At 48.7% G+C, this 14,345-nt stretch carries 11 protein-coding genes; 7 read left to right on the top strand and 4 right to left on the bottom strand.

The window, feature by feature from the left end; all coding sequences use genetic code 11:
* The first annotated feature begins 137 nt into the window (after positions 1–137).
* The 5 genes from GQY55_RS18165 to GQY55_RS18185 all read left to right on the top strand — a co-directional run bounded on the left by GQY55_RS18165 (position 138) and on the right by GQY55_RS18185 (position 7,705).
* A complete protein-coding gene (locus GQY55_RS18165) occupies positions 138–2,324 on the top strand; it encodes a helix-turn-helix domain-containing protein (protein WP_236575693.1) in 2,187 nt (728 codons plus the stop codon).
* Between the two features lie 260 nt (positions 2,325–2,584).
* Positions 2,585–3,571, top strand: a complete 987-nt coding sequence (locus GQY55_RS18170; RefSeq protein WP_160043280.1) for an ABC transporter permease — start codon at positions 2,585–2,587, stop codon at positions 3,569–3,571.
* A gap of 57 nt (positions 3,572–3,628) precedes the next feature.
* Positions 3,629–4,528, top strand: a complete 900-nt coding sequence (locus GQY55_RS18175; RefSeq protein WP_160043281.1) for a carbohydrate ABC transporter permease — start codon at positions 3,629–3,631, stop codon at positions 4,526–4,528.
* A gap of 136 nt (positions 4,529–4,664) precedes the next feature.
* A complete protein-coding gene (locus GQY55_RS18180; protein WP_160043282.1) occupies positions 4,665–6,374 on the top strand; it encodes an ABC transporter substrate-binding protein in 1,710 nt (569 codons plus the stop codon).
* Between the two features lie 101 nt (positions 6,375–6,475).
* Positions 6,476–7,705 (top strand): alpha-L-fucosidase, encoded by a 1,230-nt coding sequence (locus tag GQY55_RS18185; RefSeq protein ID WP_160043283.1) that lies wholly within the window; start codon positions 6,476–6,478, stop codon positions 7,703–7,705.
* 177 nt (positions 7,706–7,882) lie between these two features.
* Here the strand turns inward: GQY55_RS18185 and GQY55_RS18190 are convergent, their stop codons facing one another.
* A complete protein-coding gene (locus GQY55_RS18190) occupies positions 7,883–8,608 on the bottom strand; it encodes an SDR family oxidoreductase (protein ID WP_160043284.1) in 726 nt (241 codons plus the stop codon).
* Between the two features lie 123 nt (positions 8,609–8,731).
* On the opposite strand from GQY55_RS18190, the gene GQY55_RS18195 reads away from it, so the two are divergent.
* Positions 8,732–9,355 carry a TetR/AcrR family transcriptional regulator gene (locus GQY55_RS18195; RefSeq protein WP_160043285.1) on the top strand — a complete coding sequence of 208 codons (624 nt, stop codon included), beginning with the start codon at positions 8,732–8,734 and terminating at the stop codon, positions 9,353–9,355.
* A 217-nt stretch (positions 9,356–9,572) separates the two neighbouring features.
* On the opposite strand, the gene GQY55_RS18200 is transcribed toward GQY55_RS18195, so the two are convergent.
* Entirely contained in the window at positions 9,573–10,688 is a 1,116-nt protein-coding gene (locus GQY55_RS18200; RefSeq protein WP_160043286.1) for an oxidoreductase, read from the bottom strand.
* Positions 10,689–10,855: 167 nt separating this feature from the next.
* Here GQY55_RS18200 and GQY55_RS18205 point away from each other — a divergent pair, with 167 nt between their 5' ends.
* Positions 10,856–11,425, top strand: coding sequence for a TetR/AcrR family transcriptional regulator (locus GQY55_RS18205; RefSeq protein WP_201452181.1), 570 nt, complete (start codon positions 10,856–10,858; stop codon positions 11,423–11,425).
* Between the two features lie 383 nt (positions 11,426–11,808).
* Here GQY55_RS18205 and GQY55_RS18210 read toward each other — a convergent pair whose 3' ends face one another.
* Positions 11,809–13,224: an ABC transporter substrate-binding protein gene (locus tag GQY55_RS18210; RefSeq protein WP_160043287.1), complete on the bottom strand. Its 1,416-nt coding sequence runs from the start codon at positions 13,222–13,224 to the stop codon at positions 11,809–11,811.
* Positions 13,225–13,378: 154 nt separating this feature from the next.
* Complete coding sequence (locus GQY55_RS18215; RefSeq protein WP_160043288.1) at positions 13,379–14,191, bottom strand: SDR family NAD(P)-dependent oxidoreductase; 813 nt, start codon at positions 14,189–14,191, stop codon at positions 13,379–13,381.
* Positions 14,192–14,345 lie beyond the last annotated feature (154 nt).

Consider the following 14,345-nt stretch of genomic DNA (forward strand, 5'->3'; position numbering starts at 1 on the left):
GGGAGGCCAACGGTGAAATGAGAAGGGTGGAAAAAAATCAACTTATGCGGGGGCTGCTCATGCGTAAATCCTGGTTTAAACGTCTATTGCTCTCATACATGCCGGTTTTTATCATTGTGATTACGTTCATATTTTTTGTGTTCTTTCAGATCTTCGGCGAACAAAGCCGCCAGGAGGCGTTGAACGCCAATAAGAACCTCTCCCTGCAAGCGATGCGTATCGTGGATACGTCCTTAAAGGTGATCGATAACATGATCGTGCTTGAGAGCATCAACAGCAAACCTTTGAATGATTTTTTCAAGTCGACGGCGGCGAGCGATCCTTATATTAATATCAGGGCCGTGCAGAAGCTCAAGGAAATGATTAATTATTATCCCTTGATCGATTCGATTTATCTTGTCAGGAATTCGGACGGATATGTGCTCAGCGACGCGACGAACGGGTTTATCGGCACGTATCCGGACCGGAGTTTTATCGAGCAGTACCAAATATCGATGACCCCCAAATGGACGGGCGTACGGACGTTCGAACAATTTAAAATGAAAGGCGGCAAGCAGGTCGTCAGCCTGGTCAGAGGGTCGCCTTACATGAAAAACGACCTGGGCATGATCGTCGTCAACGTGGCCGCGGATTCTCTAAGCAACTTAACCAAATCGATGTACGAGTCCAAGGTCAGCTTTATCCAAGTCAAGGATGCTTCGGGCCGGGCTTTGTTCGGCAGCGACGTCCAGGTCGGGCCGTCCGAAGTTTACTCGGAGTATGTATCGAGCTATACCAATTGGAAATACGGGAGCGGCCTTGTGAACCATGGTTTTGTAAGCGCTGTCTCTTATCTGTATAACCTTTGGTTCATCATCGGACTCGTCATGATTGCCGTCGGGTTTATTTGGATGATTTATGTCACCAGACGGAATTCGAAGCCGATCGAAGCCATCGCCGCCAGGTTCAGCAGCTATTCGCTCCCGGTGGCGGGAGGAGGCTTGTGGAAAGGCAAACCGGATGAATTTGCCTTCATTGAATCCGCTGTTGACCACATATTGGAGCAATCCAAGCAGTATCAGGAAAAATACCGGGAGGATCTGCATTTGCGGACCCGGTATATGTTCCATCAATTAATTGAGGGGGATTCATCGCTGACGGTTTCCGAATTGAAATCGGAGGCGGCCCGCCTGAACTTGCCGCAGCCGCTGGATCAATTTCGCATCCTCATGATTGAAATCGATAAATACGGCGACTTTTGCAGGAACTATTCGAAAGCCGATCAGGATTTGCTTAAGTTTACCTTGCGGACCGTCGTCCATGAGATAGCCTCCAAATGGGACTGCCGGGTGTGGTCCGAATGGATGTCTTCCTCCGGCTTGTCGGTCATGTTGTTTGAAAAAAGCGACGACGACCATTTCAGAACCGCGGTTTTGCCCCGTTTTGCCGAGCAGGTTATCGCATGGGTCGACCAAAACCTGAAGTTTACGATTACGATGGGCATGGGCGAATCCACGCCGCATTTAAGCGATATTCCGGTGTCGTATAAAAAAGCGCTGGCAGCCTTGCAATATAAAATCGTTTTGGGCGAAAACCGGCTGATCCAAGGCGATGATATTTCGCGTCACGGCGTCGCCGAAGTGTATTCCCATTTGGGGGAAATCCGCTCCATCGTGCAGTCCTATCGGATGTTGAAGGCGAATTGGAGCGAAGACTATGACACATGGTTCGTGCAGTTGAAGCAAGGCCTGTTGACCAATGATGAAATTTTCAACCTGATGAATTATTTCATTTATCACATCGGCCGCGAAATGTCCGGCATGAGCAAGGAGATATACAACCAATGGATTCGGGAGGGGCTGCCAAAGCTGACGGAGAGCGTGGATAACTGTTACTCTTTGGAGCAGCTGAGGCAGGAAACGAAGCAGGTGCTTTCGGCCCAGTTTGAGACGATGAAACAGCTTCAGGATCGCAGGCAGCATTCGAACATCATCCGGGACATCTGCCGGCTCATCGAGCAGGATTACGCCAATCCCGACTTGTCGCTTGAGATGCTTGGAGACCGGTTTCATCTGAACGCCAAGTACGTAAGCAAGCTGTTCAAAGAAAACACCGGACAGAGATTCGTTGATTTTTTGATCGATATCCGCATGAAGGAGGCGCAACGTTTGCTGACGGAAACGGGGGATTCGGTGCAGGAGATTGCGGAACGGGTCGGATATACCCATGCGATCTCGTTTACCCGTGTTTTTAAGCGGACCGTCGGTGTCGCTCCCGGCGAATACCGGGCTGACAAGCTGCGCAGCATGGCAGGCGAAAATGATTCAGTCGTAGAAAACGGTTAAGAACAGCGATCGCGCATCGCTGTTTTTTTCATTCGTCGCAGTCGGCTGCTAGTGGGATTGGGAATCCGGGCGATCGGTATTGCGGCTAAGACTTTATTTTGCGGGAATTTACGTGCATTGGGGCCGGCAGGCGAAAACGGTTAATCCGGTTTATTTTTGTTTCTTGTTGCGTGCTTGCGGTTTCCTATACAATCGGCTTACATTCCCAGCACCCGTAAGCATGCCCGAAAGTATGATCGAACGGAAGGAGTTTACCCATCATGCCAAGACTGATCAGCAAGCCGCAGGCCGAGCCGGGACTGGCTCGGAAAATCTCTTTATCTTCTCAAGCGCCGCCGAGCAAAAGCAACGTCGGGAAAAAAATCAAGCGGCACTGGCAGCTTTATCTCGTATTGCTGCTGCCCGTCCTGTATTTGATTATTTTCAAATATATACCGATGGCCGGCATTGTAATCGCATTCAAAAATTTTAACGTCATCAAAGGCATCTGGGGCAGCGACTGGGTCGGACTTAAATATTTTCACCAGTTTTTTGAATCGCCGAATTTTTGGCTTTACATCAAAAACACGCTCGGCATCAGCTTCTACGGCCTGATCGTAGGCTTTCCCGCACCCATCATTTTGGCGCTGGCGCTGAACGAGATCCGAAACGGCATTTTCAAAAAAACCGTACAGATGGTCTCTTATGCCCCTTATTTTATTTCCACGGTCATCATGGTATCGATCATTATCGTCAACCTGACGCCGCATGTGGGGATGGTCAGCAAGTTTTTCGAAATGCTCGGCGTAAGCAATACGAATTTTATGGGCATGCCGGGTCTTTTCAAGTCCATCTATGTATGGTCCGATGTATGGCAGTTTACGGGATATGGCGCGATCATCTACATCGCCGCGCTTTCCGGCGTGAATCCGGAGCTGTACGAATCCGCCAAGGTGGACGGCGCATCCCGCATCCAGAAGATTTTGCGCATCGATATCCCAAGCCTGGTTCCCGTCTCGGTCATCCTTCTCATTCTGAACCTGGGCAACATCATGAAATTGGGTTTTGAAAAAATATATTTGATGCAAAATCCGCTGAACCTTAGCACCTCGGAGGTCATATCCACTTATGTCTATAAGGTTGGTTTGCTTGGGTCGAGCTTCAGCTTCTCGGCGGCCATCGGTCTGTTCAATTCGGTGATCAACCTGATTCTGCTTATCACGGTCAATTACATTGCCCGAAAGCTGTCAAGCAACAGCCTGTGGTAGACCTATCCCGGTTGGATGCATGAGAACGCACAAGCACCAAGAAAGAGAGGAGATCTTATGTTCAAAGGAACCGCTATTCGCGAGTCCAAAGGCGATCGCCTATTCGTTGCTTTCGTCTACCTGTTTTTGACGCTGATTCTTGTCATAGTGGCGGTGCCCCTGATCTACATATTAAGCTCGTCCGTCAGTTCGCCCCAGGCGGTTACGTCGGGCAAAGTATGGCTTTTTCCCGTTGATTTCACGCTGGACGGCTACAAAGCGGTGTTCCGCAATCCGCAAATCGGCGTCGGCTATATGAATTCGCTTTTTTATACCGTCGTCGGCACGGTCGTTAACGTGGCTCTGACCATCATGCTTGGTTATCCGCTGGCCAAGAAGACCCTTTACGGCCGCAGCTTTTTTATGGTTTTGCTTGTGATCACCATGATGTTTGACGGGGGACTGATTCCTTATTATCTCGTCGTCAAAGACCTGCATTTGCTGGATACCCGCTGGGCGATGATTTTGCCGGGAGCGATGGGCGTATTTCAGGTCATTGTGGCCCGGACGTTTTTCCAAACCACCATTCCGGATGAATTGTCGGAAGCGGCGGAACTGGACGGATGCAGCGATTTGCGGTTTATATTCAGCATCGTTCTGCCGCTGTCCAAACCGATCATTGCCGTGATGACGCTGATGTATGCCGTCGGACACTGGAATGCGTATTTTGATGCTTTGATCTTTTTGCGGTCGCCCGACTTGTTCCCGCTTCAAATCATACTCCGCAACATACTCATCCTGAATACGGTGGATGCCTCCATGATGGCGAACGTCAACCAGATGCAGGCGCAGCAGGGGCTTAAGGATTTGATTAAATATTCGCTCATCGTCGTTGCGAGTGCGCCGGTCCTTATTATTTATCCTTTTGTGCAGAAGCACTTCGTCAAAGGGGTCATGATCGGTTCGTTAAAGGGCTAAAGACGGCTTCCACGCCGCCATAACCGCTTTAAAGGGGGTGGTGCTGTCCGTTTTGCGGATAAGCTCGAGGTTCGGATGTCATAAAAACAAAGTTTTTGCCCGGCAATACCATGATGATGAATGGGGGAAAAGTTCGATGCAAAAAAAGCTTGGAAAAACATGGCTAGGCACCATCAGCTGCATGTTGGTTTGCATGCTTCTTCTCAGCGCCTGCAGCGGCGGCAAATCCACGGGGCCGGAAGCTTCCGGCGATCAAAAAGACAATAAGCCTGCGGAGCAGAGCGATGTATTTACGCCGGTCGGCACCTATCCGATCGTGAAAGAGCCGATGACGATCAAAATGTTCGCGCCGCAATTCGCGACGATCGAAAACATGGATACGAATTTGTTTACCAAATATCTTGAAGACAAAACGAACATCAAAATCGACTGGGATTTGGTCCCGGATAACGCGTTAAACGATCGTAAGCAGCTTATGCTTGCCAGCGGCGACTATCCGGAAGTCATTTTGCACGGGGGGCTGACCAAGGAAGAACAGATGAAATACGGGCAGCAGGGAGTCTTTATCCCGCTGAATGATTTGATCGACCAATACGCTCCCAACATTAAAAAAGCGATGCAGGATCTGCCCTACATGAAGGCTTCGATTACGGCGCCTGACGGCAACATCTACGCTTTGCCGCAGGTCAACGAATGTTACCATTGCGACAATGCGCTCAAAATGTGGATCAACAAAGCATGGCTTGATAAACTAGGCCTGGCTGTTCCAACGACGACGGACGAATTTTACAATGTCCTGAAAGCGTTTAAGGAGAAGGATCCGAACGGAAACGGCAAACAGGATGAAATTCCGTTAACGGGCTCCGACGAGATGTGGGCAGGCAACGTTTCGGCGTTCCTCATGAACTCCTTTATCCTCGATGACTACGTCGATAAAGATTCGGGAACGTTCCTCCGCCAAATCGACGGTAAAGTCGACTTTACGGCCAATAAAGAAGAGTGGAAACAAGGTCTTCTTTATCTCAACAAACTGTACAAAGAGGGATTAATCGATCCGGCGGCCTTTACCCAAAACGCCGACGCCGTTCAGCAAATGGCCAACCGCGAGCCGGATAACGTCATGGGTACCCTCACGACGGCATTAATCAGTTACGCCTACAGCATGGACGATAAAGCTCCGCGCCATAAGGACTACGTTGTCGTGCCGCCGCTGAAAGGCCCGAACGGCGTTCAACAGACGCTTAATTTTGCGGGGATCGGAAGCTCCCAGTTTGCGATTACGAATAAAGCGACAAAAGAGCAGCAGATTGCCGCGATCCGGTTAGCGGATTATTTATACACGGAGGAAGCCATCGTTCTGGAGGAAAACGGCCCTGAAGACAAGGGGTGGCGGAAGGCGAAAACCGGAGAACTGGATTTCAATGGAGAGCAGGCGAAATACGCCTCGATTCCGAAAACGGACAAAAAACCGACCCATAACGACGGTTGGGAGCAAATCGGCCCATCCCTTCGGACTTACGCTTACCGCGCGTCTTGGGTAGCACCGCAGGACCCGCTTGCACCGGACGGCTACGGCACGCGCCTGAACCAGGTTTCCAAGGAGTACGAACCGTATCATTCCAAGGAGCAATATCCAAACGGCTTGTTCATAGCGCTTGAAGATGCCGAGATCGCAGCGCAGATCAAAACGACGCTCGTCAGTTACGTAAAATCCAATATGGCCCAGTTTATTACCGGCTCCAAGGATATTAACAAAGAATGGGATTCTTACGTAAAAGGGTTCGATGGGCTTCAATTGAGCCAGTACCTGGAAATCTATCAAAAAGCGCTGGATGCCAAAAAATAGACGACGCAACGAAACCTGACGAAGGTCTCATCCCTTGCGCGGTCGCGATTGATGGCGTGAGGGGTGAGCTTTGAATTTTTTGGAAAGCAGGTGTATGGAAAATGACGGTGCTTGCGAAACCATCGCCGCAGCAGCTTGCATGGCAGGATCTTGAGCTGGGGATGTTTTGCCATTTTGGCATCAACACGTTTTGCGATCAGGAATGGGGGGAAGGGACGGATTCCCCGGAGCTTTTTCATCCAACGGCGTTTGATGCCCGGCAATGGGCCAGAACAGCAAAGCGTGCAGGATTCAAATATTTGGTGCTGACCGCCAAACATCATGACGGCTTCTGTCTGTGGCCGACGAAAACGACCGATTATTCCGTGAAATCAAGCCCGTGGAAAAACGGGCAGGGAGATGTCGTAAGGGAAGTTGCCGATGCTTGCAGGGAAGAAGGACTAAAGTTCGGGTTGTATTTATCCCCTTGGGACCGGCACGAACCTTGCTACCCGGATCAGGAGGCATACGACGACTTCTATGCGGAGCAATTGACGGAACTTCTGACGGGTTACGGGCCGCTTGTCGAGGTATGGTTCGATGGGGCGGGCTCTCAAGGCCGGGAATATGACTGGCCGAGAATCATCGGACTGGTGGACAAATATCAGCCGGAAGCGATGGTCTTTAATATGGGAAGGCCCACGATCCGTTGGGTAGGCAATGAGGACGGCGTCGCTCCATACCCTTGCTGGAATACGGCAACGACGGCGCGGGAAAGCATGTTCACCAGCGATATGCTGACATGGATGGAGGGAACTCCTTCCTGGGTGCCTGCCGAATGCGACGTTCCGATCCGCAAAAGACACTGGTTCTGGCATCCCGACGACGAAGCGAGCTTAAGAAGCTTGGAGGATGTACTGGACATTTATTACCGGTCGGTCGGCCACGGGGCCACGCTGCTGTTGAACATCTCTCCGGATAACCGCGGGCTTCTCCCTGATGCTGATGCAGCGCGAGTCATCGAATTCGGGGATGAAATCCGGCGCAGATTCGGGCAGTCCATCGGCCAGACGCAGGGTGAAGGTACGGAGCTGCTGCTCGCCTTGAACCATATTCAACCCGTGAATCATGTTGTTCTAATGGAGGACATCGCTCAGGGGGAACGCGTTCAGGAGTATGTTCTTGAAGCTTATGTCAACGGCCATTGGGAAGAGCTTGTCAGGGGAAGCGCGATTGGACATAAAAAAATCGACCGTTTTGGCACGATTGAAACCGACGCGCTGCGAATACGGGCGCTTGCAAGCGTAGAGAAGCCCATGATCCGCAGCTTTGCGGCTTATTACGTCGATTAAATCTTGAATATCATGTCAAAACCTGATCCATGAAGGATTCAGGTTTTTTATTGTTTTCATGGTGCTTATGAATTGCCACTACGAAAAAAATCTGATCGACCAAAACGCGAATATGGGCGGAAAAATCGCCGCATCGATTCGCCGCTGATTCCTGGCATCGGTGCCGATGTGGTATGTTTAGATACCCGACAGGATTGCACCACCCTCGACTTGAAGTACGGACCCGGTCGTGTATGTGTTTTTCGCCAAGTACACGTACGCCTCAGCGATCTCTTCGGGCTTTGCAACGCGCTGTAGTAAAAGTGACTGGGCAATCTTCTGGAACATCACTGCACGACTATTGGCGTCGATTCCATTGAAAACAGGTGTATCCACCACCCCTGGCGACACAACATTGACTCGTATAGGAGCCAAATCCATCGCCAAAACACGGACAAGGCCCTCAATGGCTGAGTTTAGCGCAACCAGCGTCGAGGCGCCCTTTGCCGGTCGAGCGGCAGCAGCACCGGAAGTAAGCGTGATCGACCCGGACTGCCTGATAAAAGGCAGGGCGGCTTTTACTGTTGCATATTGCCCCCAGAACTTGCTGTCAAACTCAGCCTTCGCAACATCGATTCCCAAAGAACCAAAGGGAGCATTGGAAGACCCACCCCCGGCAGCGGTAACGACGAGGTGATCAAAGTCACCAATCTTTTCAAAGAACTGTTTCATCCGGCTTTCATCCCGGAAATCCAGGACATACCCTTGTGCTGTCCCGATCTCCCTTACCGCTGCGTCGACTTTCTCTTGTGAACGACTGGCAACGATGACCTGGGCACCTTGAGAGAGAAATAATTTTGCGGTCGCCAAACCAATGCCGGAAGTACCGCCTACGATTACGGCTCGATGATTTTGCAATGACATGTTTCATACCCCCAGTATAGAGTGATGTTTTATAAACGGAACTATGACTCCGTTTATTATACGGAACGCAAACTCCGTTTGTCAATTTAGTGTATAATGTGTTTGTGAGAGGGGGTCATTCATATGCCAAATAAAGAGCCTTCGCAAGCCCGAGAAGATAAGGATTCCAATTCAATCGGTGCGGTTACAACGGGAAAATCATTACGGGCGGACGCCAGACGAAACAGAGACCGCGTACTGGACATTGCAGCGAAAGTCTTCGCCACTGAGGGATTGGACGTTCCAATAGACGTAATCGCCAGTCGTGCAGGGATTGGGATTGGAACGGTATATCGTCACTTTCCGACGAAAGAAGAATTAATTGAAGCTGTAGTTTTCAGTTTTAAGCAATGTCTCATCGAGAAAGCAAGGGAGATGCTCTTGCAAGACGATCCAGGTCTAGCCTTTTTTGACTTTCTGTCGCTCATTGTGAGAGAGAGCATGGGAAATAAAGCCATAATCGCCACTTTAGCCAGAGCTGGTGAAGGCATTCATCGTCCACTCTCTGGTAACGCAATGGATTTTCAACATGCACTAGGGGAATTACTGAAACGCGCCCAGCAAGCGGGTTCAGTTCGCAATGACATTCAGGTAGCCGATATATCGGCTATTCTATTTGGTGTTATGCGTACTCTGGAATCCAATGCCGATCCCGGATTATCGGAGCGCATCCTGTCGGTGGTATGCGACGGGTTACGTGGTCGTTGATGAACAGATTTCGGTAAAGGGCTTTATATATGGATTAATGGCATCTATTCAAGTTGCGCATTCTGCGCAGTCTTGGTTAATATTGCAAGTTCTATGAAATAAGGCATCCCTTATGTAGACTTCAGTTCTCATAAGGGATGTTTAATTTAATTATTGATTTATTGATCGATCCTTTCACGCGAATATCACCTCTAAAATCTGACCTACTGGGTCTGCGTTATCGTCTCCATGCATTTTTTAATTTCCCTGTCAATTCCGTTTGAATGACCTGCTTAAGAAATTGAAATAGCCCCCTGGGGAGATCGTTTTTTATGAACATGAACGGAGAGTATTTAAACGTAATGGGTTTGTTCTCGACAATCGCCTTTCCGAAGCGCGGTCGGAACAGGAGCGCTCTTCCTATTGCGACAAGATCGTAGCCATAAGAATGCGCTGCGACCACATCTTTTAGGCTTTTTATTTTGCCGACGCCGATGACAGGTACACGTCGATCAATGAAGTCGATAAGCTCACGCCCGATCTCGACGTTTTTAGTTTCAGGACGAATCCCTTTTTGATTAAATTGACTAAGTGAGAAATGAATATAATCAATGTTTCTTTGAATTAGGGCATCTATTAACAATTTGGTGTCGGCCAATGCGATCCCTGTTTGTCCGGTTTCTTCCGGCGATAGGCGATAACCAACGATAAAATGGTCGGGCTTCAATTCGGCGACGGCTTTCTGAACAGCCTGAACGACTGCGAGCGGGAACTGAAGTCGATTTTGGATCGTTCCCCCCCATTGATCTTTTCTTCGGTTCGAGTAAGGGGAGAAAAATTGCTGAATAAGATAACCGTTTGCACCATGAAGCTCTACTCCGTCAAAACCGGCTTTAATGGCACGCTTGGTCGCTTCGTAAAAGTCCTGAACGATCCGTTCGGCTTGTTCGTTTGTCATTTCCTTTGGAATGGCATAGCCTGGCCGTTTCGCTGGAACGGAAGAGGGCGCAATGACGTCATTCTCTCCAATTTCCGCCGGAAGGGCTAACTTCCCTGCATGAATTAATTGTGCTACGATGACTGCCCCTTCTTTTTTTAAATTTGCAGTAAATTCACTGAATCGAGCAACATTCCGATCTGAATCCAATGACACATGATTAAAAAATCCGTGCCCATCTACAGAAACAGAGAGGGCGGCGGTAATGAGCATTCCGACGTCCTTTGATCGATTCTCATAATAACGAAGTTCCTGCTCGCTGAAGAACTCGTCTTTATTGGATGAATAAGTCGTCATAGGCGCCATCACAAGCGTGTTTTTTATTGTTCTCCCGTTGGAAAAGGTGAATGAATTCATACAAGTTCCTCCTGTGCCCTATCGATCCAAATTGACACCATTTTAATAATAGACTACAGTCTAAAAAGTATCGGCACTTTTATTATGCTGACGGAGGCTTACGCTTGCAAACATCAATTTGCAGCTGAAAGTTTATTATTCGACGAATTTTGTGGAGGTGTCTATTTATGCAGGTCATGATGAAGGATCGGCGCATACAAAAAACGAAAGACGCTATTCAATCCGCTTTGGCAAAACTATTAAGAGAAAAAAGTATAGACAAAATGACTGTGAAACAATTATGCGAGGTCGCCAATATCAATAAAAGCACTTTCTATTTGCATTATAGAGATATTTACGACTGTGCCGATTACTTACGGGATACCATCGTCGATGATTTGATTGCCGTGTTTGCTCCATACAGCTTTGCGGATATCATTCATAATTTTTCGGTTGTACTGGAAGATATTATGAAGACCTTTGATAAGAACAAAGATATTTATATGCCTTTTCTTAAATCTCCAAGTCTTTCATACAGCTTATGTACAATGAAAAACGCAATCATTGAGAAGGTATTGGAGAAGGTCGATGATCAGGATCGAAATCATGGAATGGACGAATTTATGGTTACCTTTATCATAAGTGGAATGATCAGCGTGCTTGAACAACATGATTTTACGGATCTGAATCAGCAAACCATTTCGAATCTGGCCGATAAAGTACAAAATGGGTTTGCCAGCATGCCAAGCACAAGATAAAGAACCTTAAAACGGGTCATTGATTTGTTGCTTAAACTCCATATTCGCAGGGATTTGGGGCAGGCAAAGGGGAGGGAATATGCGATCATGGACATTTCGGCCATTATTGAAGTGGTTAACGATTAGTCGGGCACGTTGTCCATGATGGAACATTTGCGGAATCATTTGATTGGCAAAGTCCGCGTGCCGGCGACGGTGCTATTGACCTGATCCCAATCTTGCATACAACATTCAATTGAATGTTGTTGTGGGAACGCCAGCTTAATAAACCGCCCTTAGTGGCGGTTTATTAAGCTGAAAAACAACATTGAGAAATGCCAGAAGAAGAATACATTCTAAGAGATCGTGAAGAAATATGATTCTGAAATCAACCATTTATAACTTTATTCGTTAAGCTGAAGGTTGATTTTGTTCCCGATAAGCTTGGCCGCCGCTTCCGCCGACTTCTGACCGGCGAAGAAAGCCTTCGATTCGTTATCGATGATCTTTTCTAGCTTGGACGGTCCGCCCACAGGATTAACGGCACCTGAAAGATAGGCGTCCACTTGCTTCAGGAGGACGGGGTCGACCTTGATCGTAGAGGAATCGCCCCCCGTATTCACCACCCCGTCGCGAAGGATTTTGTTCATCTGCTGCTCGTAAACAGCCTTGTTCATCGGAAAGCCGGGACTTGCATCTAGCGCATCGATATAGGATTGTACGCTTTCGTCGTTCAACAGGAATTTGATGAAATCCCAAGCTTCCAGCTGGTGGATGGAGTTGGCGTTGACGCCGAGCGTTCCATGCGGCTTGAAGTCGCCTCCGCCTCCCGAACTTGAGGAATGCGGCTTGGCATATAGCTTTGTATGCGGATAAGGGGCGAGCATAACGGCTTTGCGCAGCGAAGAAAGCTCGGTCCCGAAGAAATAGGCTTTTCCGGATTGGGGAACATTCGTTGCCGGTCGTCCTCCCAAATGAAAGTTGAAGACAAGGTCTTCGTCGAACATCGTTTTGACCTGCCGCATCATATCGGCCAGGGCGTCCGTGTCAAAGTGCGCTTCCCCTTTCGTTACGGTCACAAGCTGTGCATAATTTTCCGAGACCAGTTCGCCAAGCAGAGCGGTAGGCTCCTCGGCGAAGGCATATTTGTAATCCCCCTTCTGTTTCAATTGTCTGGCGGTGTCGATAAAGTCGCTTAACGACCAGTTGCCGTCATCGAACGTGACACCTGCTTTCCCGATAGCGTCTGCGTCGCCGAACAGACCGACCAGAGAGAAGTAAAGCGGCATGCCGTACAACCCGCCGTCGTTCTGCAAATGGTCCATGATATTGGTGAAATACAGCTCCCGGTGAAAATCAGGGTCTTGCTTCATCAATTGGTTCAAATCGGCCAGCAGATGGCGCCTGACATATTGATCGGAAGGAAGCTCGTCGAGTTCGATCACGTCTGGGCCACTGCCGGCTAGAAGAGCTGTGTTGTTGTTTTTGACGAATTGCTCATGTTTGGCCAGCGCGTCGTTTAAATCCTTGCCCGAATTCGAAGATGCTTGAAGTTCGATGTCGATATTCGGATGCAGCATCTCGTATTTCTTCACGGCTTTCTGTACCTGCTCGCTCAAGCCATAGGTAGCGATGACCAGCTTCACATGCTTGCTCGGATCCGCATTGCCCGCCGTCCCGCTGTCCTCCTCGCCACCCGTCTTCGCTTCCGTGTACCGCGTGTCCGAGACAGTCCCCGTCCCGCTGTCGTTCCCCCCGGCGCTGGAGCAGGCGGAAAGCAGTACCAACAGAACGAGTCCCAGCCATGCTGTTTTTTTCATGTAACGATCCCCTTTGTTTCCAGGCTGCCACATTTTCCGGCGCATCACCAAGCTTATAACAGACATGTTGCCAATTCATCGTCTTCTTGTGAACAAATTGTCTCCAAAACTTATGGGGGTCGTTATAGGCATGGAAATACCTGTTGCGTCAACATCAAAAAGAAGTCTTCTTCCGATGTCTCGTCGATTTCGGATGGAACATCCGGTACATCAGGTTAACCAACGTTTGACGGGGGAAGAATCGATACGCTTGCGAAATCCAATAGTTGCTTCTCCCGTCAATGACCGTCATCTGTTGTTTTTCCAAAGCGCGTAACCCGGTGTGGACAACGTGTTCAGGCGGTACCATTTTGCCGACCCCCGAATCGTTGGTTCCCATCGCTTCATAAATGTTGGTATCCGTTGGTCCCGGGCACAAGGTGACAATGGAGACACCTTTCTCTTTGGCCTCTGCCCATACCGCCTCACTCCAATTAATCAAGAAGGCTTTCGTTGCACTGTAGATGGCCCTGTAGGGCATGGGTTGAAAACCGCCAGTGGAAGCCACATTCATGATAGCCCCCTGACCTCTTCGAAACATGTCTTGTATAAAGAGATGGGATAAACTCACGGGAGTATACACATTGAGGCGTATCTCATCCTGCTGGGAACGCAATGTTTTCTCCGCAAACAAACCATGAGTCACAATTCCTGCATTGTTAATTAATAGGTCTACTTGTTGCTGGTTCCGTTTAACCGTATCATAAACCTCTTGAGCGGATTCTTCTTTACTCAAATCTGCGACGACAACTTCCACTTGTATATGATGATTTTGCTTCAAATCCTCTGCAAGACGCAACAATTTATCTTCAGAGCGAGCTACAAGTACAAGATTCATGCCTCTACCAGCGATTTCATGTGCGAATGCTTTTCCAATGCCGGAAGAAGCGCCAGTGATCAATGCCGTTTTTCCTTTATAGTCATACATATGGTTATTCTCCTTTTCTGCAATTGAAGTCCTTCAATGTTTGGATAGCAGGGCTCTTTTATTCGAAATTTTTTCAGCATTCCTCCATAACTGATATACTCGATTATGATTTTTTGTAAAAGGGACATATGTCCGTTTTATAAAAATCATATTA

It is taken from the genome of Paenibacillus sp. USDA918EY (assembly GCF_009870825.1).
Classification (GTDB): Bacteria; Bacillota; Bacilli; order Paenibacillales; family Paenibacillaceae; genus Paenibacillus_AQ; species Paenibacillus_AQ albilobatus.

Excerpts from the sequence above, each read along its gene's own strand:
- GQY55_RS18205 (WP_201452181.1), top strand. The coding sequence starts at position 10,856 with ATGCAGGTCATGATGAAGGATCGGCGCATACAAAAAACGAAAGACGCT.
- GQY55_RS18215 (WP_160043288.1), bottom strand. The coding sequence starts at position 14,191 with ATGTATGACTATAAAGGAAAAACGGCATTGATCACTGGCGCTTCTTCC.
- GQY55_RS18170 (WP_160043280.1), top strand. The coding sequence starts at position 2,585 with ATGCCAAGACTGATCAGCAAGCCGCAGGCCGAGCCGGGACTGGCTCGG.
- GQY55_RS18210 (WP_160043287.1), bottom strand. The coding sequence starts at position 13,224 with ATGAAAAAAACAGCATGGCTGGGACTCGTTCTGTTGGTACTGCTTTCC.
- GQY55_RS18195 (WP_160043285.1), top strand. The coding sequence starts at position 8,732 with ATGCCAAATAAAGAGCCTTCGCAAGCCCGAGAAGATAAGGATTCCAAT.
- GQY55_RS18180 (WP_160043282.1), top strand. The coding sequence starts at position 4,665 with ATGCAAAAAAAGCTTGGAAAAACATGGCTAGGCACCATCAGCTGCATG.
- GQY55_RS18190 (WP_160043284.1), bottom strand. The coding sequence starts at position 8,608 with ATGTCATTGCAAAATCATCGAGCCGTAATCGTAGGCGGTACTTCCGGC.
- GQY55_RS18185 (WP_160043283.1), top strand. The coding sequence starts at position 6,476 with ATGACGGTGCTTGCGAAACCATCGCCGCAGCAGCTTGCATGGCAGGAT.
- GQY55_RS18175 (WP_160043281.1), top strand. The coding sequence starts at position 3,629 with ATGTTCAAAGGAACCGCTATTCGCGAGTCCAAAGGCGATCGCCTATTC.
- GQY55_RS18200 (WP_160043286.1), bottom strand. The coding sequence starts at position 10,688 with ATGAATTCATTCACCTTTTCCAACGGGAGAACAATAAAAAACACGCTT.